The following is a 26,051-nucleotide window of genomic DNA, read 5'->3' as shown; positions in this document are numbered from 1 at the left end:
CCATGACGCATCCGAACGTCCACCGCCGCGCCCTCCTGGGCGGGGTCGCCGCCAGCTTCGCGGCCGGGGCCGGGCGCGCGGCCGTGGGCGACATCTTCCCGATCGTGGAGACGGCGGACGGCAAGCTCCGGGGCCTGGTTTCCGGAGGGATCAAGGTGTTCAAGGGCGTGCCCTACGGCGCCGACACCTCGGGCCCCAATCGCTTCCGCCCGCCCCAGCCGGTGAAGAAGTGGGCGGGCGTGCGCGACGCGCTCGACTACGGCAACGTTTGTCCGCAGACGCCGGGCGACCGCCGCCGAGACTACGCCAACCTGATCTTCCTGGACTACCAGCCGGGCGGCATGGGCGAGGACTGCCTCAACCTGAACCTCTGGACCCCCGACCTGTCGCCCACGGCGAAGAAGCCCGTGATCGTCCGCTTCCATGGCGGGGGGTTCTACGGCGGGTCCAGCAACTCCCCTGGCATGGATGGCGAGATGCTGGCGCGCTACGGCGACTGCGTGGTGCTGTCGGTGAACCACAGGCTGAGCGCCTTCGGGTTCCTCCACCTGGCCGACTCGGGCGCGCCGGCCGCCTTCGCCCAGTCGGGGATGGCCGGGATGCTGGACCTGGTCGCCTGCCTGCGGTGGGTGCGGACCAACATCGCGGCGTTCGGGGGCGACCCGAGCCGGGTGATGATCATCGGCCAGTCGGGCGGCGGGGCGAAGGTCAGCGGACTGATGGCGATGCCGTCGGCGCAGGGCCTCTTCCACCGGGCGGTCCAGATGAGCGGCGCGATGCTTCGCGTGGCGCCCCGCGACCGGGCCAAGGGAACCGCGGACGCCCTGCTCAAGGCCGTGAACCTTCGCGGCGGCGACGTGCGCAAGCTGCAGTCGATGCCGTTCTACGATCTCCTCTCGGTCCAGGCCGACCTGGAGGCCTCGGCGCGGTCGCGGGGCGAGGCGCCCTCGTCCTTCACGCCGGTGCTGGACGGCGTGGCGATGCCGCGTCACCCGTTCGACCCGGACGCCCCGGCGATCAGCGCCGACGTTCCGATGATCGTCAGCACGACCCTGGACGAGCGCAGCTACCGCCAGGCCAACTTCGACCAGACCTGGGAGGGCCTGAAGGCCGCGCTCGGTCCCCGACTGGGCCGCGACGCCGACGAGATCATCCGGATGTACCGCGAGGAGGACGCGAAGGCCTCGCCCTATCTCCTCCAGGCGCGGATCATCTCGGACATGGGCCGCGGCGCGAGCTTCGCGATGGCCGAGCGCAAGGCGGCGCTCGGGAAGGCGCCCGCCTACGTCTACCTGTGGAAGGCGGCGAGCCCGGCGTGGGGCGGCCGGTACGGCGCCACGCACGGCGTCGACGTGGGGCCCAGCAGCCGCGAGATCCGCGGCGCGCTGCAGGGCCCCAACCCGGAAAGCCAGAGGCTGGCCGACGAACTGTCATCGGCCCTGGTGGCGTTCGCGGCCACGGGTCGGCCCGACGGCAAGGCGCTGGGCCCATGGGCTTCCTACGACGCGAGCCGTCGCGCCACCATGGTGTTCGATGAGCCGAGAAGCGGCCTGGCCGACGACCCGCGCGGCGCGTTCCGCCGGCTGTGGGCGGCTCGCGCCGCCCAGTCGGCGGCGGGCTGATGCGCCGGGGCCTCGCCGCGGCCGTCGCCGCCCTCGCCGCCGTCGCCGCCGGCGCGGAGCCCGTGCAGGTGTCCACCAGGGCGGGCGTGCTGGTGGGCGAGAGCCGCGACGGCGTGCGCGTGTTCAAGGGCGTGCCCTATGCGCAGCCGCCCGTCGGCCCGCTGCGCTGGGCGGCTCCGCGACCGGTGGCCTGGAAGGGCGCCCGGCCCGCGGTCGCGTTCGCCCTGCCGTGCCTGCAGCCCGACGGCGTGGACGGCCGGCGCAACGGCGGCGGACATTCGGGCCCGTCGTCCGAGGACTGCCTCTACCTGAACGTCTGGGCGCCGGCGGCCGCGAAGAAGGCGCCGATCATGCTCTGGCTCTATGGCGGCGGCGGCACGATGGGCGGTGGCCACCTGCCGGCCTACAATGGCGACGCCTTCGCGCGGGACGGCGTCGTGCTGGTGACGATCAACTACCGGCTGGGCGCGCTGGGCGGCTTCGCGCACCCGGCGCTGACCCGCGCCGGCGAGGGCTTCGGCAACTACCACCTGCTGGACGCGATGGCCGCGCTCCGCTGGATCAAGGCGAACGCCGCAGCGTTCGGCGGCGATCCCGGGAACATCACCGTCTTCGGCGAGTCGGCCGGCGCCACGATGGTGGCGAACCTGGTCACCAGCCCGATGGCGAAGGGCCTGTTCGCCAAGGCGATCATCCAGAGCACCGGATCGCTGCCGACGCCCGCGACCCCCCTGAAGGCCGCCGAGGCCAGGGGCGCCGAGGTGGCGACCCTGCTGGGGCTGCCGGGCGCCGAGGCCAGCGCCGGAGACCTCCGGGCGCTGCCGGCCGACCGGATCATCCTCGACCGCCGCACCGGCTTCGGCCACCGCACGATCCTCGACGGCCGGGTGAAGACCCAGTCGATCATGGAGGCCTTCTCCGCCGGCACGGCGCTGGATGTCCCGCTGATGATCGGCACCAACAGCGACGAGGGCCGCCTGAGCGGCACGCAGCGGGTGGCGGCCTACGCCATGGGCGGCGCGCCGGTCTGGCAGTACTTCTTCGACTACGTCCCGGAGTGGCGACGGACCGAACAGCCGAACGGCGTCCCCCACGCGGGCGAGATCCCCTACGTCTTCGACACGCTCTCGGCGGACCGGGCCGGCGCGAGGATGACGCCCAGGGACCACGCCGTTGCGGCGCGCGTGCACGGCTGCTGGGTGGCGTTCGCCAAGGCGGCCGCGTCCGCACGCTCGCTCGCCTGTGCGGACGGCTTCGAATGGCCGGCCCGCAGCGATGCGAACGGCGGCGCCGTCGCGATCTTCGAAGACCGCCCGAGGCTGGGCGTCGCCTCCGCCCTTCGCTCCCCGCCGAACGGCGCCAAGCCCGGCCCGACCAGCCGGGACGAGGAGTAGCCCCGCCGAGCGCGGCCGCCCGGCGGCGCAGGCCCCCTGGCGAACATGCCTCGCACAACGCCCATCGCTTGGTCGCGTGGCGCGCTATCGGAATGGGGCGGTGGCCCGGAGAACCAGGCGCGCAAGGTCTTGTTTGCCTAAGGACCAAACGTCTCGGATCGTTGGCCCAGGGCGTGTCCACGAGCCAGGGAAGTTGAGCGGCCGGGCGCAGCGAGTCTCACCGCCCGGGCGTCAGAAGCACTGCAGAATCATCCAGATCTTCGAGAAATCACGAGCGCGCGCGTCCTGCTCACGGATCCAGAAATAGAGCATGCCGGTATCGCCCCACATCATGCCGGCGTCGTTGTCCGTATCGACCTGGAGAAGCAGCCGCCAGTCCGCGGAAGACGTTCTGCCATTCGGCTTCGGGCCCGTACGCCGGCGATCCAGTCCCTGCGTGACCTGCTGGCATTGCGCCTCCATATCGTCCGCCTGCACGGGACGAGGGAATCCACCGACCTGATGAACGGGTTCTGTCGGTTGGAGCGCCTCGACCGCAGCCTGGACAGCGAGCCTTTCCGCCTTCGTCATTCCCCTCCAGTCGAGACCGAGCCGATCCTCTGATGGAAGCGAAACGGCTGGCGAGAACTGGACAGGATGTCCTCGGAACTTCTCACCTTCACCAAGGTCGGCAGGCTCTACGGCCGGCTTCGGCTCACCCACCTCATAGACGACGGCTGCACTGCCCGCGTCCTTCGCCTCCATGCCCCAGGAGCCATGCTCGAGTTCGTAGAAGAACATCAGCCGTCCGTTGTCCGGCAGCCAGTCGGGGCCGTCCGCAGCCCTTAGCTCCGCGAGATCAAGCTGCGCGACGCAGGAGAGGGGGCGGCCCTCGTAGCGCGGCCATGGGCCGGCGAGGTCCGGAACACCGCCCAGGCGCGAGTTCCCGGACCCGCCCGACGATATGCGAACGCACGGCTGCGCCAACGTCTGCAATCGAGCGACGACGGCGTTGGCGCGTTCCGCGGGATCGCGCGGTGGATCGATGGCTTTTTTCCCAAAGGGCTTTAGGAGCCTCTTGAAGAGCGACATGTTGCATCCCCCGCGGACCACTCACTCGGATAGTATAGAACAAAACAAGAACAATGCAATCCCGCCGGGAATCGGCGGCGGCTGCGCCCGTGCGGCCGCCACCGACCTCAACTATTCGCGGCGCGGCGGGGGCGGCGCAGGCGGGCGGGTCAGGTTCTCCCACGCGTCGGCAGCATAGGAGCCGATGGCGGTCGGAAACGTCTTTTGCCAATCCGTCGTGCCGTGCCAGGCCCGCATGATGGGGTTGAACCGCGGCTTGCCGTTCCAGGCGCCGTGCAGGCGACGATGCGTCTCCTGAGGCAACGTCTTGAGCAGCGCCGGGTTGTTCTTCCAGCTCTGCGCGGAGCGGCTTAGGCCGTTGAGCGCGACAGTGTGGTGGATCTCATCGCCCTTGACCGCAAGGCCGGCCCGGCGAATCCGCTTCGCCGTGGCGCCCGCGCTCATCGATTTCTTCGTGACAAGGCCGATTCCCTTGGTCGCCGCCCTCGTACCCTTGACGATCGCGCCGACCGGCAAGGCGTCGGCAACAGCCATGGTAGCGTTGAACGCAGCGCCGCCGTAGTTCCCGTCCTGAAGGTCGGCCGCGGCCTCCCACGCTGGGCCAACGACGGGAATGAAGGATTGCAGGGTGGTCGGCCGCTGGATCTTCGGGGCGTCCTGCAAAGCCCCCAATGCGTCCTGCGCCAGGTCGAGGGGCGCGCGCACGCCGCGATCCTCAGCCTCCCGCTGAGCTCTGATCTTGGCCATGTCCCTGTCGTAAAGTTCGCCGGCTGGATCCGGCACGCTCCGCGGTTCACCGCGCGGCATTCTTCCCATCAGATATCTCCATGAGGCTGGTGCGCCGCTCAAGGCGGGCTGTACCCGCGCGGCATCCCCGCCCAGGCCTGAAAGCTCAGATGACCGGAATCTTGGCGGCTCGACGTGTCCGCTGCGCGGATGACAAGGCGCTGATCCTGACCCGCATCAGAGCACATCGCGGCGAAGTTGTCAAGAACAGAAGTAGAACATTATTGGCCCAAGCAGGTCTTGAAGCACGCGTGAGGACGACGCTTCGCGCCGCCTACGGCGTCGCACGCGCCCAACGGCGCCCACGTGATGCGCGGGCGTCTTGTCATCCATTGGCGGGAAGGATGTCTCCCCGGGATATCGGGGAAGAATGATGGTCGGAGTGGCAGGATTTGAACCTGCGACCCCCGCGTCCCGAACGCGGTGCTCTACCAGACTGAGCCACACTCCGACTTGGAGGAGGGGCTTATAGAGGAGGGTTCCAGGCCTCGCAAGCGCGCGGAAAACCGGCGCCGTCAGAGGCGTTGCATCCGTCGGTCCGGTAGGCTATTTCCCCCGCTCCCGAGGGGGTGGACCCCCTCCGGTGACCGTTCCTGCTGGGGAATGGTGTAATGGTAACACAGCGGTTTTTGGTACCGTTATTCTAGGTTCGAGTCCTAGTTCCCCAGCCACGGCTTTCCGACCGGCCGCCCGCGCGGGCGCTCCTGGCGGCGGACCACCACTCACGGTTCATGCGACAGCCGGTCACACGTGAATCTACCTAAGGATTCGTCACGGATTTCCAGCCCGCGAATCACTGTGGTTCTTTCTCGTTAACCATAGTGAACACCGGCGGAAGGACGCGGTGGAGAAGGCTTCGGACGCCCCGTGAAGGGCTGCCCGAGGGTCTCCCGAGCGCTCACTCCGCAGGGCCGAGCCTGGGGGCTGGAGTGGGCGGCAGAGTCCTGATCATCGACGACGACCCGGCGCTGCTGCGCCTCATGTCCATGGCCTTCCAGCAGGCGGGCTTTGGCGTGGTGGCGGCCGACAACGGGCGCAAGGGGATCCGCCTCGCCAGCGCCCACCGGCCGGATCTGGTGGTCACCGACATCGTGATGCCCGACATCGAGGGCATCGGCGCGATCCGCGCCATGAAGCAGGTGGCGCGCCCGCCCAAGATCATCGCCATCTCCGGAGCCGGCCGCGCGCGCGGCGCCGATTACCTGAGCTGGGCCAAGCATCTCGGCGCCGATGAGGTGCTCGCCAAGCCGTTCCGCATGTCGGAGCTCGTCAAGATGTCGCAGTCGGTGATCGCCGGCGGCGCCGCCCATCCATCCGTCCAACCGCAAACCGCCTTAGGGGGCTAGCCGTGTTCATTCTGGTCGTCGAAGACAACGCCTCCGCCGTGCGGAGCCTGGAACTGATCCTCAAGGCCGAGGGGCACAACCTCGCCGTCACCGCGTCCGGGGAGGAGGCCATCGAACTGGTCGAACTCTACGACTACGACGTGGTGCTCCTCGACCTCGACCTCGAGGACATCAGCGGGGCCGACGTGTTGCGCGAGATGCGCATGCGCAAGGTGTCCACGCCCGTGATCATGCTCACCGGCGCCGCTGACGTGGACTCGAAGGTGGCCGCGCTGGCGGCCGGCGCCGACGACTACATGACCAAGCCGTTCCACAAGGCCGAACTGGCGGCCCGGCTGAACGCCGTCGTCCGCCGCTCCCGGGGCCACACGGAGTCGATCATCCGCACCGGCGCGATCGCGCTCAACATGAACACCCGCACCGTCGAGGTGAAGGGCGCGGCGATCCACCTGACGCCCAGCGAGTACAAGATGCTGGAACTGCTCTCGTTGCGGAAGAACAGCGTGCTCACCAAGGAGCAGTGCCTGAACCACCTCTACAACGGGATCAGCGAGCCCGAGATCAAGATCATCGACGTCTTCATCTGCAAGCTGCGCAAGAAGATCGCCGCCGCATCGGGCGGCGACAGCCAGATCGAGACCGTCTGGGGCGGCGGCTACATGCTGCGCGACGCCAAGAGCGAACGCCTCGCCGCCTGATCCCACACTTCACACCGTCAGCACCCTGCGGCCGACCCCTCCATGCGAGGGTCGGCCGCCTCTTTTTGGGGGCCAGGCCACGCCGGAGCTGCGGCAGGTCGCCATAGGTAGACCTACCTAGGTAGTCGTGACGGGGTGATATCCGCCGCAGCGTGTGTCTTGAGTCGCTTGGACGGCCGCATTCCGGCCATTATCGGGTAGGGGACGCGCATGGCCTTCGACGGCTTCGCGGAGCTTCTGGAAACACGGACAGGGCGGGGCGGCGGCGCGGCCACCGCGGCCCACGACTTCAACAACCTGCTGGGCGTCATCATCGCCGCGAACGAGGCCCTGGCCCGGCAACTGCCCCAGGGCGGCGACGCGCGCGAACTCGCCTCCATCGCCCTGGAAGCGGCCGAGAAGGGCGCGGAGCTGCTGGCCCGCATGATGGCCGGCGCCGAGAGGCCGCAGGCCGCCCCGAGCGGCCAGGTCGACTGCGCCGAGGCGCTGACGGCGGCGGCGCGCCTGGCGAACGTCTCCACCGCGACGGGCGTGACCTGCGTGGCGCTGGGCCTGCGCGAGCCGCTGGCCTGTCGCGCGGACCGCGGAGACCTGGACTCTGCGCTGCTGAACCTGTGCATCAACGCCGGCCACGCGCTGCCCCGGGGCGGCGCCGTGCGCCTGCAGGCGGACGCCGCCGACCTCGATCCTGCCGCCGCCGCCGAGCTGGGCGTGCGACCCGGGCGCTACGTCGCGCTGTCGGTCGTCGACGACGGGGTCGGCATGCCGCCGCACGTGCTGGCGCGCTGCGCCGACGCCTACTTCACCACCCGCGCCGGGCGCGGCGGCACAGGGCTGGGCCTCGCCGGCGTCACCGCCTTCTGCCGGGACGCCGGCGGCGCGCTGAAGCTGGCCTCGGCCGAGGGCCGCGGCACGACGGCGACCCTGGTGCTGCCGAGGGCCTGACGGGCCCTAAGCGGCGCCGGCGGTGATGGTGGAGCGGATGAGGTCCGACAGGCTGTCCGCGCGCATCTTCGACATGACGTTGGCGCGATAGATCTCGACCGTCCGCGGGCTGATCTCCAGCTTCGCGGCGATCATCTTGTTGCTGTCGCCCGCCACGATCAGGTCCAGCACCTGCCGCTCCCGCGCGGTGAGGCTCTCGAGCCGCCGCAGCACGCGGCTCTTCGCCGCGCCCGCATCGACGGCCGCGTCGTTCTCTTCCATGCAGGCGCGCACGACGCGCAGGATCAGCTCGCTCTCGAACGGCTTCTCGATGAAGTCCGAGGCTCCGGCCTTCATGGCGTCCACGGCCCGGCTGACGTCCGCGTGGCCGGTGATCACTATCACCGGTAGTGCGCTGCCCAGCCCCTTCAGCGCCCGGATCAGCTCGATCCCGTCCATGCCGGGCATCCGCAGGTCGCTCACGATGCAGCCGCGCGACTGGGCGTCGAAGGTGGAGAGGAAGTCCGAGGCCGACGCGAACGGAGAGGCCGACAGCCCGTCCGACTTCAGCAGCACGACCAGCGAATCCCGGGCTGCATCGTCGTCATCGACGACGAACACCGTCCGCTCGGCCGCTGAGTTCATCATCCGCACCTGCCCGCGCCAATACAAAACAGAAGGCGGCGCCGCCCAGACGGCTAGGCTCGACCCAGATCCGTCCCCTATGGTTTTCGACTATAGCACTGGAAATCGACAGGCCCAGCCCCATTCCTTCGGGCTTTGTGCTCGCGAGTGGTTGAAAGAGGCGGTCTACGACGCTCGGGTCGATCCCGGGACCACTGTCCTCCACAGTCGTCAGGATCTGGTTTCGAGAATCAACGTGCGTCGAAATGTTGAGCTGGCGACGCGGGTACTTCGCGATAGCTTCGATTGCATTTCTCGCGAGGTTGACGATCAGTTGTTGTATCTGGATGCGGTCAGCGATCACCACGTCGTCGCCCTTGTGGAGATCGTAGACGACGCGCGCATGGGCGTCCCGCGCCATCAGCGCGATGATGAAGTCCACCTCGCGAATGATCGCGCCGAGGCTCTCCGGCTTCTGCAGTGCGCCGCCGCGAGTCGCAAGGTCGCGCAGCGTCCGGATGATCTCGCCCGCGCGAACGGCCTGGTCCCCGGCCCGGCTCACGGCGTCCACCAGATCGTCGTTCCGGAGCTCCATTTTGGCGATCATGTTGCGCGCGGCGCGAAGGTAGTTGGCGACGGCTGACAACGGCTGGTTGAGCTCATGGGCCAGCACCTGCGCCATCTCGCCCATCGAGTGGGCGCTCCACACGTGCGCGAGCTGGGCGCGCAGCTCTTCGTTCCGGCGCTCCGCCGCCTGCACCGAGGTGAGGTCGCGCACGACGATGGTGAACAGCCGGCGGCCGCCGGAGCGCACGGCGCCGACGCGCACCTCCATGGGGAAGGTCTCGCCGGTCCGGCGCCGTCCCGTGAGCTGGCGCGTGCTGCCGTCGGGGTCGTCGCCGTCGCCGGTCAGCGCGGCGTCCTCCCCAGGCGGCATGAGCCGGCTGAAGCTGGTCCCCACCACCTCGGCCGCGGTCCAGCCGAAGACCCGTTCGGCCGACTCGCTGAAGCTCTGGATGACCCCGCCCTCGTCGGTCAGGACCAGGGCGTCGGCGACGATCTCGAGGCCCGCCTGCAGAAGCGCCTCGCGTTCCGCCTGATCAGCGATCAGCTCGGCTGCGGCGCGCCGCTGGGCGAAGACGACCCTGGCCCCCGCGGTGACGGCCAGGCCTGTGATCACGAAGACGGCGGCGCGGCCGATCCGCTCGGCGAGGGGCAGGCCCGTGAAGGTGTCCAGCCAGAGGCCGGCCGCCGCGAGAAGCGCTGTGGCGAGGGCCGCCGAAAGCGGTCCGCCGAACCACGCGCAGGCCAGCAGCACGGGCGCGCCGAGCAGATACACCGAGTGGCCGAAGACCGGGCGAAGGGCATAGGCGGCGGCCGCGAGGAGCGCCGAGAGCCCAACGGCCAGCACGTGGGCCCGGACCGTGCCGGGCGCCAGCGCCGAGTTCGTGACCACGCCGGTTGTGCGTTTTCCCGTCCACAACCCAGCCATCTAATCTGCATTCCGCGCCGGTCCCCGCCGGCGCGCAATTCTTGCGGCAGCAAGCGCAGTTAAGCAATTACGTACAAGTACATAAGGGTGATTGTGCCGCCTCTCAGGCGTATTTCTTGTCTCTTCTCTCGCCCTACGCGCGAAGACTTGCGCTAGTGCCCCGAGAGCCTGACGCCCGGACCGCCGGGCGGGGTCTGATCACCGCCGTTGAGCGCCTTCTGCATCCAGACGATGTCGACCCAGCGCCCGTGCTTGAACCCGAAGCTGCGGCCCACGCCCTGGTGCGTGAAGCCCAGCGCGGCGTGCAGGCCGATCGAGCCGGCGTTGCCGCTGTCGCCGATCACCGCCACGAGCTGGCGCACGCCCAGGCCTTCGCAGGCCTCGATCACAGCGCTCAGGACGGCGCGCCCGACGCCCCGGCCGATCGCGTCGGGGGCCACATAGACGCTGTCCTCCAGCGTGTAGCGGTAGGCCTCCCGCAGGCGGAACGGGCCGGCGTAGGCGAAGCCCAGGACCCTCCCGTCGGCCTCGGCGACGCAGTAGGGCAGTCCCAGGCTCGCGAGAGCGGCGCGTCGGCGCTCCATCTCCGCGGCGGTCGGAGGCTCTTCCTCGAACGTCCCGAGCCCATGCAGGACATGATGGCCGTAGATGGCCGCCAGCGCCTCGGCGTCTCCGGCTGTCGCCGCCCGGATGATCATTGCGCCTTCCAGCTCCCCTCCATCGCCCAGATGGCGAAGGCGTAGTCGAGGGCGATCTCCTTCAGGAAGTCGAAGCGGCCGGAGGCGCCCCCGTGGCCGGCCTCCATGTTGATCTTGAGCAGGATCGGGGCGTCGCCCGTGGTGTGTTCGCGCAGCCTGGCGACCCACTTCTGTGGCTCCCAGTAGGTGACGCGCGGGTCGGACAAGCCTCCGGTGGCCAGGATGGGCGGGTAGGCGCGGGCGCTCACCTGGTCGTAGGGGCTGTAGCTCGCGATCAGGTCGTAGGCGGCGGGGTCCTCGATCGGGTTGCCCCACTCCGGCCACTCGGGCGGCGTCAGCGGCAGGGTGGTGTCGCTCATGGTGTTGAGCACGTCGACGAAGGGCACGGCGGCGATGATCGCGCCCCAGAGGTCCGGGCGCAGGTTGGCGACCGCGCCCATCAGCATGCCGCCCGCCGAGCCGCCGTAGGCCGCGATCCGGCCCTTCGAGGCGTAGCCTTCCGCGATCAGGTGCTCGGCGCAGGCGATGAAGTCGGTGAAGGTGTTGGGCTTCTTCTCCTTGCGCCCGTCGAGGAACCAGCCCCAGCCCTTGTCCGAACCGCCCCGGATGTGCGCCGTGGCCCAGATCCAGCCGCGATCCACGAGGCTGAGGTTGCGGATGGAGAAGCTGGGCTCCATCGCGATGCCGTAGCTGCCGTAGCCGTAGAGCAGCACGGGCGCTGATCCGTCACGCGGCGTGTCCTTCAGCATCAGGAGCGTGATCGGGACCTCGGCGCCGTCCTCGGCGCGGGCGAGAAGCCGGCGCGCGACGTAGCGCGCAGGATCGTGGCCCGAGGGAACCTCCTGGGTCTTGCGCAGCGCGCGCTCGCGCGTGGCCATGTCGTAGTCGAACCACTGCCGGGGCGTGGTGGGCGACTGGTAGACGAAGCGCGTGGTCGTCGTCTCGTACTCGTAGCCGCCCTCGAGGTTCAGCGCGTAGGCCTCTTCGTCGAAGGCGACGATGTGCTCGCCGCCGTCACGGGCCGTCACCACCAGCCGGTCGAGCGCGTTCACCCGCTCGGCGCGGACGAGGTGGCCGGCGTAGGCCGCGAAACCCGTGATGTACCGGCCGGGCCGGTGGCCGATCCAGTCGCGCCAGGTCGCCTTCGCCGGAACCGAGGCCTCGGAGACGCACAGCTTGAAGTCGACGGCGCCGTCGGCGTTTGTGCGGACCACCCAGCGGTCGGTCCAGTGGTCCAGGCCGTACTTCACGCCCGCGCGCCGCGGCTCGGCGACGACGGGCGTCGCCGTCGGGTCGGCGGCGGGGATCACCAGCACCTCGGTGGTTTCCTGGTTGCCGACCTGGATCAGGATGTGGCTGTCGTCGGCGGTCACGCCCACGCCCAGGAACATGCCGTCGTCGGGCTCCTCGTAGATCAGCACGTCCTCGCCGCCGCGGGCGGGGCGGCGGAAGACCTTGGCCGGGCGCGCGTTCTCGTCGCGCCAGGTCCAGAAGAGCCACTGGCTGTCCGGGGAGAACACGAAGTCGCCGCAGGCGCTCTCCATGGCCGCGCCGAGCGCCTGGCCGGTGGAGAGGTCCCTCACGCGGACCGTGTAGTACTCGCTGCCCTGCTCGTCGGCCGCCCAGGCGTAGAGGGCGTGGTCGGGGCTGTGCGCGGCGTGCCCCACATGGAAGTAGGCCTTGTCCTTGGACATGGCCTCCTCGTCGAGCAGCACCTCTTCGCCGGCTTCGGCGCCGCGCGGGCGGCGGGCGTGGACGGGGTGCTCGGCGCCCAGGGCGTAGCGGACGTAGTACTCGAACGGGCCGTCGGGCGAGGGGACCGAGGAGTCGTCCTCCTTGATGCGCCCCTTCATCTCGGCGAACAGCTGCGCCTGCAGCGCCTCGGTCTGCGCGAGCACGGCCTTGGTGTAGGCGTTCTCGGCCTCGAGGTGGACGCGGACGTCCTCGCGCAGCGTCTTGGGGTCGCGCAGGACCTGCTGCCAGTTGTCGTCCTTCATCCAGGCGTAGTCGTCCACGCGCACGCGCCCGAGCTGCTCGATCCGCTTGGGGACCTTGGGGGCGACGGGGGGCGTGGGCAGGGTCATGGCGCGCTAGATGCGGCCTCTCGGGCCGGCGCTCAAGCGCCGATGGCGTACGCCGCCGCGCGCGGCGCTTCCGCGCAGGCCAATGTGGCGACTTGTAGGCGCAAATCCTTCTGTGATTCACTCCTTGTGCATCTGCGTCGCGCATCAATGACGCGGTCGGGGCATCGAGTATCAGGGGCCACCCATGGTCATGGACCTAGCGGTCGAGTTGATCCACGCGACGGTGCAGCTGGAGCAGCCGCTCGGCGACGGTACGCGGACCGTCGGGACGGGGTTCCTGATCTCCGCGCCGGGTCCGGAGGGCAAGCCGCGGACGGTCCTGATCACCGCCAACCACGTGCTGCAGAAGATGCCCGGGGCCACGGCCCGCATCGGCTACCGCATCGCCAACCCGGACGGCTCGTGGAGCTACTCGCCGCAGCAGGTGAAGATCCGCGACGGCGACGGGGCCGAGCTCTGGACCCACCACCCGAACCGCGACGTCGCGGCCATGGTGATCAAGGCGCCGCCCGAGTTCGCGAAGGCCGCCATTCCGCAGGACTACCTGGCCGCAGAGGACAGCTTCGAAACCTACCGGGTCACCGCCGGCGACGAGATGATGGCGCTGGGCTTCCCGCGCGGGCTCTCGGCCAACTCGGCGGGCTTCCCCATCCTGCGCTCGGGCCGGGTCGCGTCATACCCGCTGTCGCCGGCCAAGGTTTTCCCGACGTTCCTCCTGGATTTCTCGGTGTTCCCCGGCAACTCCGGCGGGCCCGTCTTCATCAACCGCCCGCTCCAGACCGGGCCGGTGCTGCAGGCGTCCAACGGCCCGCCGGCGCCGGCGGGCTTCATCGCCGGCCTTCTGACGCAGCAGGTGGAGCTGAACAACGAGCGGCTCGAGATCGGCATCGTCACCCACGCCCGCTACATCCGCGAGACGATCGCCCTGATGCAGAACCCGCTGGCGCCCCAGACGCTGGCCGAAGGCATGACCGCGGTGTCGGGCAGCCGGACCGCGAGCGCGGAGGAGGCCGCGCGCGAATAGGCGCGGCCTCGCCGGGCGTCAGCCGCCGTACAGGACCGAGATCGTCTCGGCCACGCAGGCCGGGCGCTCTTCGCCCTCGATCTCGATGGTGCACTCGTTCTTGATCTGCATGCCGCCGGCCTTGGGCTCGGCGCCGATCAGCTTCTGGCGCATGCGCACGCGCTTGCCGACCCGGACCATGTTGGTGAAGCGCACCTTGTCCGAGCCGTAGTTGATGCCGCGGGTCACGCCCTTCACCGGCAGCATGCCGGCGCCCAGCATCGGGATCAGCGACAGCGTCAGGTAGCCGTGGGCGATCGGCCCGCCGATCTCCCTGGTGGCGCGCTCGACGTCCACGTGGATCCACTGATGGTCGCCCGTGGCCTCGGCGAACTTGTTGACGCGGTCCTGGTCGATCGTGACCCAGTCCGACACGCCCACCTCCTGGCCCACCAGTCCGGGCAGGTCCTTGATCTCGACCGGGTTCATCTCGCAGCGCTCCTCGAATGTTGCGGGCTACGGCTCTAGCACCTGCGGGGATCGGAGCAAGGCGGACGCAGCGTCATGAGCGATGTGGCGGCGTCCACGGCGTGGGGACGACGCGACCGAGCCGCACGCCGGCGCTGATGTGGCCTACAGCGTGGCCGGGGCGTGGCGGCGGCGCCCGCGGATCGCGGCGCCGGCCATCCCGAACCCCAGGATCATCATGACCCAGGTGGTCGGCTCGGGGACGGCGATCACGAACGACTGCGTCAACGGCAGCGGCGTGCGGCCATTGCGGCCGCCGAACTGCTGCACGGGGGTGATGAGCTGGAAGCCCTGGCGGACGTGGCCCACGCCGGTCAGGTAGTCGGTGAGATTGTCGCTCGAGAGCTGATCGACCAGAAGGTCGAAGGCGGCGTCGCCGTTCACGCTGGTGACGTTGCGGTTGGAGACGACCTGCCAGATGGCGCCCTGCACGGCGGACAGGCGCGTGAAGCGCGTGGAGACAGCGGCGTTGTAGGCGTTGGTCGCGGCGGTGTGCGCCGCCTTGGCGGCGTTGTAGGCGGCGAGCGCGGCATTGTACGCGGCCGTCCCGGCCGAACCGGTCGGATAGCTGCTGCGGACGGGCTTCACCTGGGTGAAGGCCCCCGGCGCCGTGGGCCGGTCGTCGAACAGGAGCTGGCCGTAGTTGGCGAGCAGGCCGACCTTGCGCACGTCGCCGGCGTCGAGCGGCGCGCCGCCGAAGTCGGTGGTGAGCGCGTTGGTGTCCACGTACTCGAGATCGGGCGCGTAATCCTTCAGGCTGATGTGGTGGTAGACGTCCACGCACCAGCCGATGAAGTTGAACTCCTGGCCGTTCTTGGTGGCCTGAAACTGAACCGGGGGGGCCAGCACGTTGCCGAGACCCTGGATGGTCACCTGGCGTGATTTCTCCATCGAGCCTGCGTCGAGGTAGATCGTGGCCGCGCTCGCGGCCGAGGCGACGAACGCCGCCACGACGCCCAGCAGGCCGGATTTCAACGCACGCATCCGCAGCACCCCAGTCATCCGGCGCCCAGCCCCGGGCGCACACGCAAACTCATCGACAGTCAGAGCTGCTGAGTATGGATGACGTCGCGCCCGATGGCTTCACGGCCTTCGGATAGGGGGCCGCACCTATCGAACGATAGTAGTGGATGCGGGGAGCGGGTCGTCCCTAGACGATCTTGGATCCTTCCTTGCCCCAGTAGGCGTCGCGGATCAGGCGCTTGTAGAGCTTGCCGGTGGGATGCCGCGGAAGCTCCTCCATGAAGTCGAGCTTGCGCGGCGCCTTCACGTGGCTGAGGTGCTGCCGGGCGAAGGCCATCAGCTCGTCGCGCAGGGCGTCGCCCGCGTCGGCCCAGTTCGCCGGCTGGATCACCGCCACCACCTGCTCGCCCATCTCCTCGTGCGGCGCGCCCACGACGGCGACGTCGGCGACCTTGGGATGGCCGATCAGCAGGTTCTCGATCTCCTGCGGGTAGATGTTCACCCCGCCCGAGATGATCATGAAGCTCTTGCGGTCGGTGAGGTAGAGGAAGCCCTCCTCGTCGACCCAGCCCACGTCGCCCAGCGTGGTCCAGCCGTGCTTGTTGGTGTTCTCGGCCACCTTCTCGGGCGCGTTGTGGTAGCTGAGCGGCGGGCCGTTGGCGAAGTGGACCACGCCCTCGGTGCGGGGCGGCAGCGCCTCGCCGTCCTCGCCGCAGATGCGCAGCTCGCCGATCACCGCACGGCCGACCGAGCCCTTGTGGGCCAGCCAGTCCTGGGCGGTGATGTAGCAGAAGCCGTTGCCCTCGGTGCCGGCGTAGTACTCGTAGATCGCGTCGCCCCACCAGGCGATCATCTGCTCCTTCACGGGCACGGGGCAGGGCGCGGCGGCGTGCACCGCCGACTTCATCGACGAGACGTCGTACCTGGCGCGCACCTCCTCGGGCAGCTTCAGCATGCGCACGAAGTGCGTGGGGACGAACTGGCCGCAGTCGCACCGGTACTTCTCGATGAGCGCCAGGGCCTGTTCGGGGTCGAACTTCTCCATCACCACGACCGTTCCGCCCGAGCGGTGGACGCCCATGGTCCAGCGCAGCGGGGCGGCGTGGTAGAGCGGCGCCGGCGACAGGTAGATCGGCTTCTCCGGGAAGCCGAACAGCATCTGGGCGATCTGGCCCATGCCGGGCGTCTCGTCGATGGCGAGCCCGGTGAGCGGCGGCTTGATCCCCTTGGGCCGGCCGGTGGTGCCCGACGAATAGAGCATGTCCGATCCGGCGATCTGGTCGGCGATCGGCGTGGTGGGGAAGGCGGCCGTGGCGGCCTCCCAGCTCTCGTAGGGGGCCCGCGCAGGGTCGCACATGAAGAGCTTCACCGACTTCGGCAGCACGCCCGGGAGCTCGTCGACCACGGAGCCCACGCCGGCCGAGGTGATCAGGACCTGCGCGCCGCAGTCGCCGACGATGTACTCGACCTCGCCCGCCGTCAGCTTGGAGGAAATGCAGGTGTAGTAGAGACCGCTGCGCTGCGCCGCCCAGGCGATCTCGTAGTAGCGCGGATGGTTCTCCAGGAAGATGGCGATCACGTCGCCGGGCTTGAGGCCCAGCGAGCGGAAGAGGTGCGCGCCCTGGTTCGAACGCTCGTCGAGCTGGCGGTAGGTCACCGTCTCGCCGGACCCCGCCATGATGTAGGCGGCGCGGTCGGGGTCGGTCTTGGCGTGGGTCGCCGGATGCATGGACGTGGTCACTCCCGTCGGGCGGGTCTGGAGGGCCCGCGCTTCGACGGCGAGTGAGGGGCGTTGACGTTGCGGGCGTCAAGCGGCGCGGCGAGGCGCATCGCCTCCCCCGCATGCAGGGGAGGCGGCCGCGGCCTACTTCGGCTTGCGGAACTTCATCACGAACTGATCCGTCTTCCCGCGGATCGAGGCGTCGAAGACGTTCGTGGTGTGGGGGTCGGACTCGAGTTTCAGCATCGGGCTCTGCGCCTCCAGCCTGAAGCCGGCGGCCTCGACCTCCTGCTTGACGATGGCCGGATCGATCCGGTGCGTCTTCATCGGCGGCTCCAGACCCGATCCCGCGGGCGCGACGTGATCGACGATCACGTAGGTCCCGCCGGGCTTCAGCGACTTGAAGACCTCGGCGTTGACCTTCGTGGCCGTGTCCTTCGGGAACGGCGTCAGGTGCAGGTCGTGGTAGTTCTGGACCGTCAGCACCATGTCGAGCCCGTCAGGCAGGTCGAGCCCGCCCAGGGTCCCGTTCACCGCGGTGATGTTCGCGTAGGCGCCCGCCACCTTCTTCTGGTCCTCGCCGTAGCTGGCCTGGAAGCGGATGAACTCGTCGGGCTGATAGGCGTAGACGCGGCCGTTCGGGCCGACCGCGACCGACAAGATGCGGGTGAAGTAGCCGCCGCCCATGATCAGATCGGCCACCTGCTGGCCGGGCTTCACGCCGGCCCAGGCGAGCAGTTCGCCCGGCTTGCGGGCCGCGTCACGCGCCTTGTCGGCCGCAGGGCGGTTCGCGTCGGCCAGGGCCGCAGCGATGTTCGCGGGCGCGTCGGCGGCCCAGGCGCCGCCGGCCCCGCCGAGCGCGGCCGCCGCGAGGGCGGAAGCGAATGCCTTACGGATCATGGTTGTCCCTCCCAACATGTCGTCCCCGAGGTCTAGCACCTGCCGTCCGGCGCCCACTAGCGATCTGCGACCGCCGGCCGTATTCTTCGCCTCGCGTGTCAGTCTAGGAGCCTTCGCGTGATCAGGTCGATCATCGGGGGCGCGGTGGCTGCTGCGCTCCTTTCCGGTCCACTCCATGCCGCCCCGCCGAAGGCGCCCGCCCGCGCGGCCGCGTTGCCATGGGTGGTGACGCCGACCGAGGCCGGCTGCCGCGTGGACCTCGAGCTCGTCGGGAGTTCCGGGTCGGTGACGCCCGTGACCCTGGCTTCGGACGGCCAGGTCACCAGCCTTGCCTTCTTCAAGGAAGACCTCCCGGCCCGAGCCTTCCTGCCCATCCGGATCGATCGGCAGCGCTTCTCCAACCTGATGCTCCGCGGAGCCGGCAGCGCCGGCGAACTGATCCTGTCCGAAGAGACCGAAGCGGCGATCCGGCGCGGCGGGGTGCTGGGGATCGCATGGCTCGCGGACGAGCCGCTGACCGCGTCGCTCAGCGGCTCTGAACAGGGACTCGTCGACCTGAAGGTCTGCGGCGCGCAGACGGCCGCGCGCCATCGCGAACGGCTGGCCGCCGAACGGTCCGCGCGGGAGCGCGCCGACGCCGAGGCGCGCGCCCGGGCGCTGAGCGAAGCCCAGCTCGCCGCGGTGGAGGCGCAGAAGGCCGCGGCCGAGGCCCAGCGCCGGCAGGTGGAGGAGGCGGCCGATCGCCAGCGCCGCGCCGAAGCCCAGGCCGCGGAGCGCGCCTATCAGGAGGCCCGCCAGCGCGCCTACGAGGACGAGCGCCGGCGCGCCTACGAGTCGGCCCGCGCCGCGGAGGAGGAGGACAGCCGCTGGTATCCGCCGCGACCGGCGTATCCGTACCCCGCGCCGCGGTCCTACACGCCGCCGCCGCGCTACGGCTACGAACGCTACTGAGCCCTGCGCACAGGGCGTCGGGACGAAGGGGCAGGTCCTGGATGTGGGCGGCGTCCGCCGCCGACGGGGCGCTTAGGAAACGCGCGCCACGATGCGCCGACGCCGGATGGCGTAGCCCACGGCGCCGAAGCCGATGATCATCAGGGCCCATGTGCCGGGCTCGGGCACGGCGCCCGGGTTCTGGAGCCGCGGGTCGCCGCCGGGATCGCCGTTCGTGCCGCCGCCGCCGGGACCGCCGCCGCCACCGGGACCACCGCCGCCACCGCCGCCGCCGCCACCGCCGCCGCCACCACCGAATTCCTGCGGAACCAGCACCGTCGGGCCGCCGCCGCCCGGAGGCGTCGGCAGGGTCGGAGGAGTCGGCGCGTTCGGGGGCGGAAGCGGACCGGGCGGGTCCACGCCGGGCGGAAGCGGATTGGTCGGGGTGAAGGGATCTTCGCCACCCGTAGGCTCGCCGCCGCCCGTGCCGCCGCCGGAGCCGCCGCCACCGCCGCCACCGCCGCCCGCGCCGCCGCCGCCACCACCACCGCCGCCCGTGGGCAGGCCGGGGTTCAGGTCGCCGTCGGGGTCTTCCACGACTGGAGGGCCGCCATCGCCGGGCGGTTGGTCGCCGGGGGGTTGATCGCCGGAGGGCGGGTCGCCCCCGGGTTGGCCGCCGCCGCCACCCTCGTCAGAGGGCGGATCGCCGCCGCCGAAGCTGTTGTCGCCAGGCGTCGAGCCGCCGCTCGGAGTCGAGGTCGACCCCCCGCCTTCGCCGCCGCCCGAGAGGCCGCTGGCGTCCAGGGTGGTCAGGGGACCGCCATCGCCGCCCGGGCCGTCGCCGGGCTCGACCGTCGGGCCGTCGCCGTTCGTCGGCTGGTCGCCGCCCGTGCCGTCGCTGCGGAACAGGCTCAGGCGGCCGCCATCCAGCGTCTGGTTGCCTTCCATCAGCGTCGGCGCCGCGATGGCCGTCGCCGAGAACATCATGAACATCACCGGCCCGTGCCGGCGGAGCTTGTGGCGCCACGTCTCGCCGGGGCAGACCTCGGGGCGAAGCGCCGGGTGCCAGGGGGCCAGGGGGCAGATCTCGCCGTCCGGTCCCAGGACCTTGCCCGGCCAGGCCCAGCTCCAGGCCCAGGAGAAGTGCCACCAGCGCTTGACGCCGCGATCCAGCGCGCCCGGCCAGGCCCACCCGAAGACGGTGGCCATCATGCCATGGCGGCGCCCGTAGGGTTCGTCATGCAGGGCGCTGGGCCAGAGCCAGGACAGCAGCGCGCTCGAGCCGAGCCAGCCGGCCCGCGCGTCGCGATGCGCCTTGGGTTCAGGCCAAAGCCAGGTGAGGAGTGCGGCGCCCACGCCGACGCGGCCGCGCGGGCCGCCGTCCATCGCGACCGTCATGGGATCCTCCCACAGGCGGCCGGGGCGGGCATTTGGTTCGAAACGGGACACGGTTCGGCGCTAGGAGACTTCCAATCGGGACGCGACATCGCCTCCCCGGGCGCACCGCTCACGGTAGAGATGCCGCAAATTCGCCTAGAAGTCGTTAAGCGCGGCCGTTGCGCGACATTGTGCCTCGCCTTTGCAGGCGCGGAACGGCCGTGGCCGCCCGCAGCGCGGGGGCCTTGCAATTCCATCCTGGCGAGGCCTTCGCCGCGCATCTACCGCTCCCCAACCGCCGCGGACGTCCGCGGCATGGATCACCAAGCTTGACCTTTAGAGGCGACGAAGTTCGCCGCAACCAAGGACAATCCGGGGGCGAATTTCGCCCAAAAGGAGAAAGAGGACCCCGGACAAGCTCTCCCAAAGCAAGTACGGCGCCAGCTTGACCTTGGATGCGCGCGGCCGCGGATGCGTCTTCCGTGACCCTGGGCGGCCTGTGTAGAGAGCCCGCATGAGCACGCCCGCAGACACCCTGGACATGCCGCTGACCGCCGTTGGGCCGGGCCGATGGCGCACGCACGCCGGCCCGGAGTGGCGCAATCCGGGCGGTGGCTTGTGGGGCGGCTACGCCATCGGGCTTTGCATCCGCGTGATGGAGGCCGAGCCGGACGCGCGCGGCGAGGCGCTGTCGCTGACGCTCACCTATGCGGCGGCCCTGCCGGCCGGTGAGCTCGACGTCCGGACGCGCCGCCTGCGCCAGGGTGGCTCGATCGGCGTGTGGGAGGTGGAGCTTCTGCCCGCCGGCTCGGAGGAGGTGGGCGTGCACGCCATCGTCACGCTGGCGCGCCGGCCGCAGACCCCGCCTTTCGCCTTCGCCGCCATGCCCGAGGCGCCGGATCCCGAAAGCCTGCCCAGCCCGGTCTACGCCGCCGCGTCGCAGCATTTCGGCGCCCAGGCGCTCGAACGGCGCAGCCTCGACACCTTCCCGCCCAAGGCCACCGGCGACTCCCGCACGCTGGCGTGGGTGCGTTCGCGCCGGGGTCCGCTCGACAAGGCGATCCTGGGCATGATCACCGACAACTCCGCCCCGCGCGCCTTCTACGCCCTGGGCCCGACGGTGATGACGACCACGCTTTCGCTGACGGTCTACCTGCACGGCACTGCCGAGGAGGTCGCCGAGGTCGGACACGACTTCATCCTGGTGGAATGCGAGGGCCGGGTGGGCGCGGGCGGCGCCTCGGACGAGCGGTCGAGCTACTGGCGGCGCGACGGCAAGCTCCTGGCCACGAGCGAGCAGCTGGCCTGGTACCGGGAGCACCGGCGCGATCCGCCGGAGTAGGAGACACGAAAAAGGGCCCCGAAGGGCCCTGATCCGTCGCGAGGGTTGGCGTGCGGCTCAGACGCCGACGCCAGCGGTCGCGAAGGCCGCGATCAGGCCGAGCGCCATCAGGAAGGCGGGCGCGATGCGGTCGAAGGCGGTTTCGATGCGAGAGAAGGTCATGGCGGTCTCCGTCAGCTCTGGGTCGAGGCCCGGGGGAGCGGGCTGTCCGTCTGGACACTGTTTAGATACCACCATCTGAACGTTGTACAGATCAGCGATTTTGCCTGACGGCTATGCGTTTGCGCATGAACGCTCGGGGCGGCGCGCCGCGCCGCCGCCCTCGCGCACCGACAAGAAGAGGGCCCCGAAGGGCCCTCTTCCCGGCGTCAGCGGCCGTAGTAGTAGCCGCGGTCGTTGTAGCCGCGACGGTAGCCGTCGTAGCGGTCGCCCCGGTACGAGGAGCCGTAGTAGCCCCGGTCGTAGCTGCGGTAGCGGCTGTCGCGGGCGTAGTAGGGCTGGGTCGTGCGGTAACGATAACCCGAGCGGTAGTGGCGGCGGTCGTTATCGCTGGCCGCCGCGCCGAGCGCGGCGCCGGCCACGGCGCCCAGCGCCACGGCTTCGCCCTTGCCGTCGCCGATGGCGGCGCCGGCGACGCCGCCGATGAGGGCGCCGATCAGCGCGCCTTCGGTCTTCGAGCCGGCGGCGGCCTGGGTCGCGGGGAGGGCGACGGCGCCGGCCACGGTCAGGGCCATCGCGGCCTTTGCAATCTTGTTGGTCATGGCAGGTCTCCTTGAGAAGTTGACCCAACCTAGAGCCCGCGCCCTGAACGGCCCCGGAGCCGACCGTTCATCCGCGCGACAGGTAGCGGGGCCGGCGGCGCCAACGAAAAAGGGCCCCGGATGGAGCCCTTGACCGCTTGCGAGTGAGGCCCGCCGGGGCCGGATTGGCGAGGCCTGTCAGGCCACGCCCACCATGCCGATCGCGGCGAACCCGCACACCAGGCCGAACATCGCCGTCAGCAGCACTGCTGGGGCGATCCGATCGACCAGGCTCCGGATCTGCACGACGCTCATCGTAGTCTGCCTTCAGTCTGGGGAGGAACCCCGTGGGGAGCGGGGCCGTCCGTGTGGACAAGCTTCTGATAGCATCGCCGAACGCGATTAAGGATCGGTGAGTTCGCATCGCCGCTCTGCATTTTTGTCATGAGGCCGCAGAGCCACAGCTTCGCGTCACAGGAGAGCCCGTTTCGCCTCCCGCCGGGTGGCGGCGAGCAGTTCGTCGGCCAGCGGACTCGCCTCAGGGACCGCCCTGGAGAGCATCAGGGCGCCGACCATGCCGGAAACCAGCGCCACGGCCCGCGAGCGGCGCTCGGCTGATTCGCCGGACAGGCCGCCTTCGACCTCGGCGATCATCCGTTCCAGGCCCTCGGCGAAGGCGGCCCGGACGGCTGGCGGCCCGCGCGAGACCTCGCCGGCCAACGCCGCGGCCGGGCAGCTGCGCCCGGGCGCGCCGCGGGCCGCCGGCGAGAGGTAGCCGTCCAGCAGCTGCGCCAGGTCCGCCGCCCGCGCCCGCTCGGCCTCCATCTGCGTCCACGCTGCCGAGAGCGCCTCGGCGGCCAGCGCCTCCTTGGAGCCGAAGTGGTTGTAGAAGCCGCCGTGAGTGAAGCCGGCGGCGCTCATCAGCTCGCCGACGCTGACGCCTTCGAAACCGTGCGCACGGAACATTTCCGCCGCCGCCGCCAGCACCCGGTCGCGGTTCGCCTGCGCCTGCGCCTTGCTGATCCTCAAAGCCTCGACCTCCGTCTTGACGGTCGCGAATTATAATGATGATGATCATCATAACAACCCCGACACCAGGAGACGACCGTGCCGCTGTGGAAGATCTACCATCCCGAAGACGCCTTCACGGCCGAGCAGAAGCGGGCGCTGTCGCAGACCATCACCGAGCTCTACGCGCCCCGGCTGCCCCGCTTCTACGTGGGCGTGGTGTTCCAGGCCGTCCCCGCCGACGACTTCTACCTGGGCGGCGAGCCGGCCACGAACTTCGTGCGGATCTGGGTCGACCACATCGCCCGCACGCTGCCGAACGCGGAGGCCCGTACGCGGTGGATGAACCACGTCATCGCGGCCCTCACGCCGCACATCGGCGACCGCGGCTTCGACTGGGAGTTCCACATCGACGAGACCAGCTTCGAGCTCTGGTCCATCAACGGTATGCGCCCGCCCGCACCGGACACCGAGGACGAGAAGCGCTGGAAGGCCGAGAACCGGCCCTCGCCGCTCACGGCCACGGTGGCCTGAGGCGGCGTTCGGGTCAGGCCGCGGGGCGGATCCCCGTGGGGGCGGCGGCGCCCGCGGGCAGCCCCACGACGGCGTCGTAGCCCAGGATCATGCCCACGTCCTCGCCCTCGGTGGCGAGCGGCAGGCGGATCCAGATGATCGACAGGTGCGAGGCGCCCCGCCACGACAGGCTGTGGACGCCCACGCCGGGCTTGCGCTCGCTGACCACCTTGTCGAGTTCGCTGCGCCAGTAGTCGGCGGCCGCGGAATTGTAGACCTCGGAGAACGACCGCCCGGTGATCTCGCGGCCGTAGACGCTGTAGAGGCCCGTCCCCGCCAGGCGGACCCGATAGTCCTGGCCGGTGACGCGCGGGGTCTCGATGAGGCTGACGGTCGGCAGGAGCCGCTTCATCCCCGCCGGGTCGATCTTCCGCCGCGGCGGCGCCGGCGCATCGGCCTTCAGCGAGCACCAGTAGGCGAAGAGCTCCTCGTGAGCCCGGATCGCCGCCGTCGGGGGTCCGATCTGCGCCGCCATGTTCAGATACGCCGGTAATCTTTTGGATTCATGGCGAATCACAATCGCTGACCCGCGAATCGGCGGCAAGCTGAAAGTGGTTAACGGCACGCAAAAACGCCCGCCGGTGTGGCCGGCGGGCGTCGGATCTTGCGATCGGGCAGTGCGGTCTAGCGCTTGCGCTTCGGCGCCTGCCGGCCGCCTTGCCCCAGGCCCATCTGCTTGGCCAGGTCGGAGCGGGCCTTGGCATAGTTCGGGGCCACCATCGGGTAGTCCTTCGCCAGCCCCCACTTCGCCCGGTATTCCTCGGGGCTCATGTTGTACTTCGTCCGCAGGTGGCGCTTCAGCGACTTGAACTTGCGGCCGTCCTCCAGGCAGACGAGATAGTCCGGCGTGATCGAGCGGCGGATCGGCACGGCCGGTTCCTTCGGCGCGGCCTCGACAGTCTCGGCGCCCGAGGACACGCCGGCCAGCGCGCGGTGAACGCTCTGGATCAGACCGGGAAGGTCGCCCGCGGCGACAGTGTTGTTGCCCACGTAGGCGGAAACAATATCCGCCGTCATTTCGATGACGTCCGTCTTCTCATCCATTTCTTTGATTCCACTGCTTTCACGCCAAGAGACGACGGCGCGTGATTCACAAATGATTGCGCCGTCATTATCGGCATCGAAAGCTCGATACAACCGTGAAATAGAGAACACCCGCACTCTCCTGTCGTCAGAACAGAAGAGCGCCGTGGGGCCAACAACCGTAACCCCAGGTCCAGTAAGCGGATGCGTTGTACCTACACCCGCAGACGGAGAGACATAGCCTTCCGTCGGGGTCCGCGGACCCCGACGCCGGGCCGGGACATCCCGATCAGCTGAACGTGGGCCGGCTCCAGTGATCCCAGATGTCCGGCAGGTCCTTCGACACCTTGTCCGGATACTGCGGCGGCCGCTTCTCGAGGAACGAGGTGACCCCTTCGCGCGCGTCGCCCGACTTGCCCCGCGCCTGGATCCCGCGGCTGTCGGCCCGGTGCGCGTCCATCGGGTGCGCGGCGCCGGCCATGCGCCAGATCAGCTGCCGGGTGATGGCCACGGACACGGGGGCCGTGTTGTCGGCGATCTCGCGGGCGATGGCGCGGGCGGCGGGCAGCAGATCGTCGGGCGCGTGGATGGAGCGGACGAAGCCCTTCTCGTGCGCTTCCGAGGCCGGGAAGATGCGGCCGGTGTAGCACCACTCCAGGGCCGTCTGGACGCCCACCAGATGGGGCAGGAACCACGACGACGCGGCCTCGGGGTTCAGCCCCCGGCGGGCGAACACGAAGCCGTAGCGGGCGTTCTCGCTCGCCAGGCGGATGTCCATCGCGCACTGCATGGTGACGCCCACGCCCACGGCCGGGCCGTTGCAGGCCGAGATCACAGGCTTGAGGCTCTCGAAGATCCGCAGGGTGAGCAGGCCGCCGCCGTCGCGGTTCACGCCGCCAGCGCCCGCGCGCGCCGCCTGGTCCTGGGGCGAACGCGCATCGTAGTTGAACGTCTCGCCGCCGGCCGACAGGTCGGCGCCGGCGCAGAACGCCCGTCCGGCGCCCGTCACGATCACCGCGCGCACCTCGTCGTTGGCGTCGGTCTCGTCGAACGCCGCGATCATGTCCTTCATCATCTGGGTGTTGAAGGCGTTCAGCTTGTCGGGCCGGTTCAGCGTCATCGTGGCGATCCCGTCTTCGACGTCCAGGATCAGGGTCTCGTAGCTGGCCATGGGGCTTCCTCGTGGAGTGTTCGCGCCATCACGG

At 70.1% G+C, this 26,051-nt stretch carries 25 protein-coding genes and 2 tRNA genes; 10 read left to right on the top strand and 17 right to left on the bottom strand.

What is annotated here, in order from left to right; translation table 11 throughout:
* The first annotated feature begins 2 nt into the window (after positions 1–2).
* The gene (locus JNK30_RS09210) at positions 3–1,622 is read left to right on the top strand and encodes a carboxylesterase family protein (RefSeq protein ID WP_293481868.1); all 1,620 of its coding nucleotides are present in this window, start codon (positions 3–5) and stop codon (positions 1,620–1,622) included.
* Positions 1,622–3,016, top strand: coding sequence for a carboxylesterase family protein (locus tag JNK30_RS09205; RefSeq protein ID WP_293481866.1), 1,395 nt, complete (start codon positions 1,622–1,624; stop codon positions 3,014–3,016). Before JNK30_RS09210 ends, JNK30_RS09205 begins: the two co-directional genes overlap by 1 nt.
* Positions 3,017–3,247: 231 nt before the next feature.
* On the opposite strand, the gene JNK30_RS09200 is transcribed toward JNK30_RS09205, so the two are convergent.
* The 3 genes from JNK30_RS09200 to JNK30_RS09190 all read right to left on the bottom strand — a co-directional run bounded on the left by JNK30_RS09200 (position 3,248) and on the right by JNK30_RS09190 (position 5,324).
* A complete protein-coding gene (locus JNK30_RS09200; RefSeq protein ID WP_293481864.1) occupies positions 3,248–4,087 on the bottom strand; it encodes a YwqG family protein in 840 nt (279 codons plus the stop codon).
* 111 nt (positions 4,088–4,198) lie between these two features.
* Positions 4,199–4,834, bottom strand: a complete 636-nt coding sequence (locus JNK30_RS09195; RefSeq protein WP_293481862.1) for a hypothetical protein — start codon at positions 4,832–4,834, stop codon at positions 4,199–4,201.
* A 413-nt stretch (positions 4,835–5,247) separates the two neighbouring features.
* Positions 5,248–5,324 (bottom strand) — tRNA-Pro (locus tag JNK30_RS09190).
* A 146-nt stretch (positions 5,325–5,470) separates the two neighbouring features.
* Between JNK30_RS09190 and JNK30_RS09185 the strand changes: the two genes are divergently transcribed.
* The 4 genes from JNK30_RS09185 to JNK30_RS09170 all read left to right on the top strand — a co-directional run bounded on the left by JNK30_RS09185 (position 5,471) and on the right by JNK30_RS09170 (position 7,862).
* A tRNA-Gln gene (locus JNK30_RS09185) sits at positions 5,471–5,544 on the top strand.
* A gap of 258 nt (positions 5,545–5,802) precedes the next feature.
* Complete coding sequence (locus JNK30_RS09180; protein WP_293481860.1) at positions 5,803–6,219, top strand: response regulator; 417 nt, start codon at positions 5,803–5,805, stop codon at positions 6,217–6,219.
* A gap of 2 nt (positions 6,220–6,221) precedes the next feature.
* A complete protein-coding gene (locus tag JNK30_RS09175) occupies positions 6,222–6,917 on the top strand; it encodes a response regulator transcription factor (protein ID WP_293481858.1) in 696 nt (231 codons plus the stop codon).
* Positions 6,918–7,127: 210 nt separating this feature from the next.
* Positions 7,128–7,862 carry an ATP-binding protein gene (locus JNK30_RS09170; RefSeq protein WP_293481856.1) on the top strand — a complete coding sequence of 245 codons (735 nt, stop codon included), beginning with the start codon at positions 7,128–7,130 and terminating at the stop codon, positions 7,860–7,862.
* A 6-nt stretch (positions 7,863–7,868) separates the two neighbouring features.
* On the opposite strand, the gene fixJ is transcribed toward JNK30_RS09170, so the two are convergent.
* From fixJ to JNK30_RS09150, 4 genes are all read right to left on the bottom strand, one after another.
* The gene (gene fixJ / locus JNK30_RS09165) at positions 7,869–8,489 is read right to left on the bottom strand and encodes a response regulator FixJ (RefSeq protein WP_293481854.1); all 621 of its coding nucleotides are present in this window, start codon (positions 8,487–8,489) and stop codon (positions 7,869–7,871) included.
* A complete protein-coding gene (locus JNK30_RS09160) occupies positions 8,446–9,957 on the bottom strand; it encodes a sensor histidine kinase (protein ID WP_293481852.1) in 1,512 nt (503 codons plus the stop codon). Before JNK30_RS09160 ends, fixJ begins: the two co-directional genes overlap by 44 nt.
* Before the next feature lie 152 nt (positions 9,958–10,109).
* Complete coding sequence (locus JNK30_RS09155) at positions 10,110–10,655, bottom strand: GNAT family N-acetyltransferase (protein ID WP_293481850.1); 546 nt, start codon at positions 10,653–10,655, stop codon at positions 10,110–10,112.
* Complete coding sequence (locus JNK30_RS09150) at positions 10,652–12,739, bottom strand: S9 family peptidase (RefSeq protein WP_293481848.1); 2,088 nt, start codon at positions 12,737–12,739, stop codon at positions 10,652–10,654. The genes JNK30_RS09155 and JNK30_RS09150 overlap by 4 nt, the downstream gene beginning before the upstream one ends.
* Before the next feature lie 184 nt (positions 12,740–12,923).
* On the opposite strand from JNK30_RS09150, the gene JNK30_RS09145 reads away from it, so the two are divergent.
* Positions 12,924–13,763: a serine protease gene (locus JNK30_RS09145; RefSeq protein ID WP_293481846.1), complete on the top strand. Its 840-nt coding sequence runs from the start codon at positions 12,924–12,926 to the stop codon at positions 13,761–13,763.
* Between the two features lie 18 nt (positions 13,764–13,781).
* On the opposite strand, the gene JNK30_RS09140 is transcribed toward JNK30_RS09145, so the two are convergent.
* From JNK30_RS09140 to JNK30_RS09125, 4 genes are all read right to left on the bottom strand, one after another.
* Entirely contained in the window at positions 13,782–14,231 is a 450-nt protein-coding gene (locus JNK30_RS09140) for a MaoC family dehydratase (protein WP_293481844.1), read from the bottom strand.
* Between the two features lie 144 nt (positions 14,232–14,375).
* Complete coding sequence (locus JNK30_RS09135) at positions 14,376–15,254, bottom strand: PEPxxWA-CTERM sorting domain-containing protein (protein ID WP_293481842.1); 879 nt, start codon at positions 15,252–15,254, stop codon at positions 14,376–14,378.
* 166 nt (positions 15,255–15,420) lie between these two features.
* Entirely contained in the window at positions 15,421–16,962 is a 1,542-nt protein-coding gene (locus tag JNK30_RS09130) for an acyl-CoA synthetase (protein ID WP_293481840.1), read from the bottom strand.
* A gap of 135 nt (positions 16,963–17,097) precedes the next feature.
* Positions 17,098–17,853: a methyltransferase gene (locus tag JNK30_RS09125; protein WP_293481838.1), complete on the bottom strand. Its 756-nt coding sequence runs from the start codon at positions 17,851–17,853 to the stop codon at positions 17,098–17,100.
* 117 nt (positions 17,854–17,970) lie between these two features.
* On the opposite strand from JNK30_RS09125, the gene JNK30_RS09120 reads away from it, so the two are divergent.
* Positions 17,971–18,804, top strand: coding sequence for a hypothetical protein (locus JNK30_RS09120; RefSeq protein ID WP_293481837.1), 834 nt, complete (start codon positions 17,971–17,973; stop codon positions 18,802–18,804).
* A 72-nt stretch (positions 18,805–18,876) separates the two neighbouring features.
* Here the strand turns inward: JNK30_RS09120 and JNK30_RS09115 are convergent, their stop codons facing one another.
* A complete protein-coding gene (locus JNK30_RS09115) occupies positions 18,877–20,181 on the bottom strand; it encodes a PEPxxWA-CTERM sorting domain-containing protein (RefSeq protein ID WP_293481836.1) in 1,305 nt (434 codons plus the stop codon).
* A 493-nt stretch (positions 20,182–20,674) separates the two neighbouring features.
* Here JNK30_RS09115 and JNK30_RS09110 point away from each other — a divergent pair, with 493 nt between their 5' ends.
* A complete protein-coding gene (locus tag JNK30_RS09110; RefSeq protein WP_293481835.1) occupies positions 20,675–21,502 on the top strand; it encodes a thioesterase family protein in 828 nt (275 codons plus the stop codon).
* Between the two features lie 368 nt (positions 21,503–21,870).
* Here JNK30_RS09110 and JNK30_RS09105 read toward each other — a convergent pair whose 3' ends face one another.
* Together JNK30_RS09105 and JNK30_RS09100 are read right to left on the bottom strand one after the other, a co-directional pair.
* Positions 21,871–22,263 (bottom strand): glycine zipper 2TM domain-containing protein, encoded by a 393-nt coding sequence (locus tag JNK30_RS09105; protein ID WP_293481834.1) that lies wholly within the window; start codon positions 22,261–22,263, stop codon positions 21,871–21,873.
* Positions 22,264–22,713: 450 nt separating this feature from the next.
* Positions 22,714–23,271: a TetR/AcrR family transcriptional regulator gene (locus JNK30_RS09100; RefSeq protein ID WP_293481832.1), complete on the bottom strand. Its 558-nt coding sequence runs from the start codon at positions 23,269–23,271 to the stop codon at positions 22,714–22,716.
* Positions 23,272–23,349: 78 nt separating this feature from the next.
* Here JNK30_RS09100 and JNK30_RS09095 point away from each other — a divergent pair, with 78 nt between their 5' ends.
* A complete protein-coding gene (locus tag JNK30_RS09095) occupies positions 23,350–23,784 on the top strand; it encodes a tautomerase family protein (RefSeq protein ID WP_293481830.1) in 435 nt (144 codons plus the stop codon).
* A 13-nt stretch (positions 23,785–23,797) separates the two neighbouring features.
* Here the strand turns inward: JNK30_RS09095 and JNK30_RS09090 are convergent, their stop codons facing one another.
* The 3 genes from JNK30_RS09090 to JNK30_RS09080 all read right to left on the bottom strand — a co-directional run bounded on the left by JNK30_RS09090 (position 23,798) and on the right by JNK30_RS09080 (position 26,017).
* A complete protein-coding gene (locus JNK30_RS09090; RefSeq protein WP_293481828.1) occupies positions 23,798–24,298 on the bottom strand; it encodes a PAS domain-containing protein in 501 nt (166 codons plus the stop codon).
* Between the two features lie 149 nt (positions 24,299–24,447).
* The gene (locus tag JNK30_RS09085; RefSeq protein ID WP_293481826.1) at positions 24,448–24,867 is read right to left on the bottom strand and encodes a MucR family transcriptional regulator; all 420 of its coding nucleotides are present in this window, start codon (positions 24,865–24,867) and stop codon (positions 24,448–24,450) included.
* A gap of 268 nt (positions 24,868–25,135) precedes the next feature.
* Entirely contained in the window at positions 25,136–26,017 is an 882-nt protein-coding gene (locus tag JNK30_RS09080) for a crotonase/enoyl-CoA hydratase family protein (RefSeq protein ID WP_293481824.1), read from the bottom strand.
* Between the last annotated feature and the right edge of the window lie 34 nt (positions 26,018–26,051).

This window comes from Phenylobacterium sp., from assembly GCF_016793225.1.
Taxonomy (GTDB): Bacteria; Pseudomonadota; Alphaproteobacteria; order Caulobacterales; family Caulobacteraceae; genus Phenylobacterium.
The sequence above is the reverse complement of the archived record's forward strand: the minus strand, read 5'-3'. Positions and strand labels throughout refer to the sequence as shown.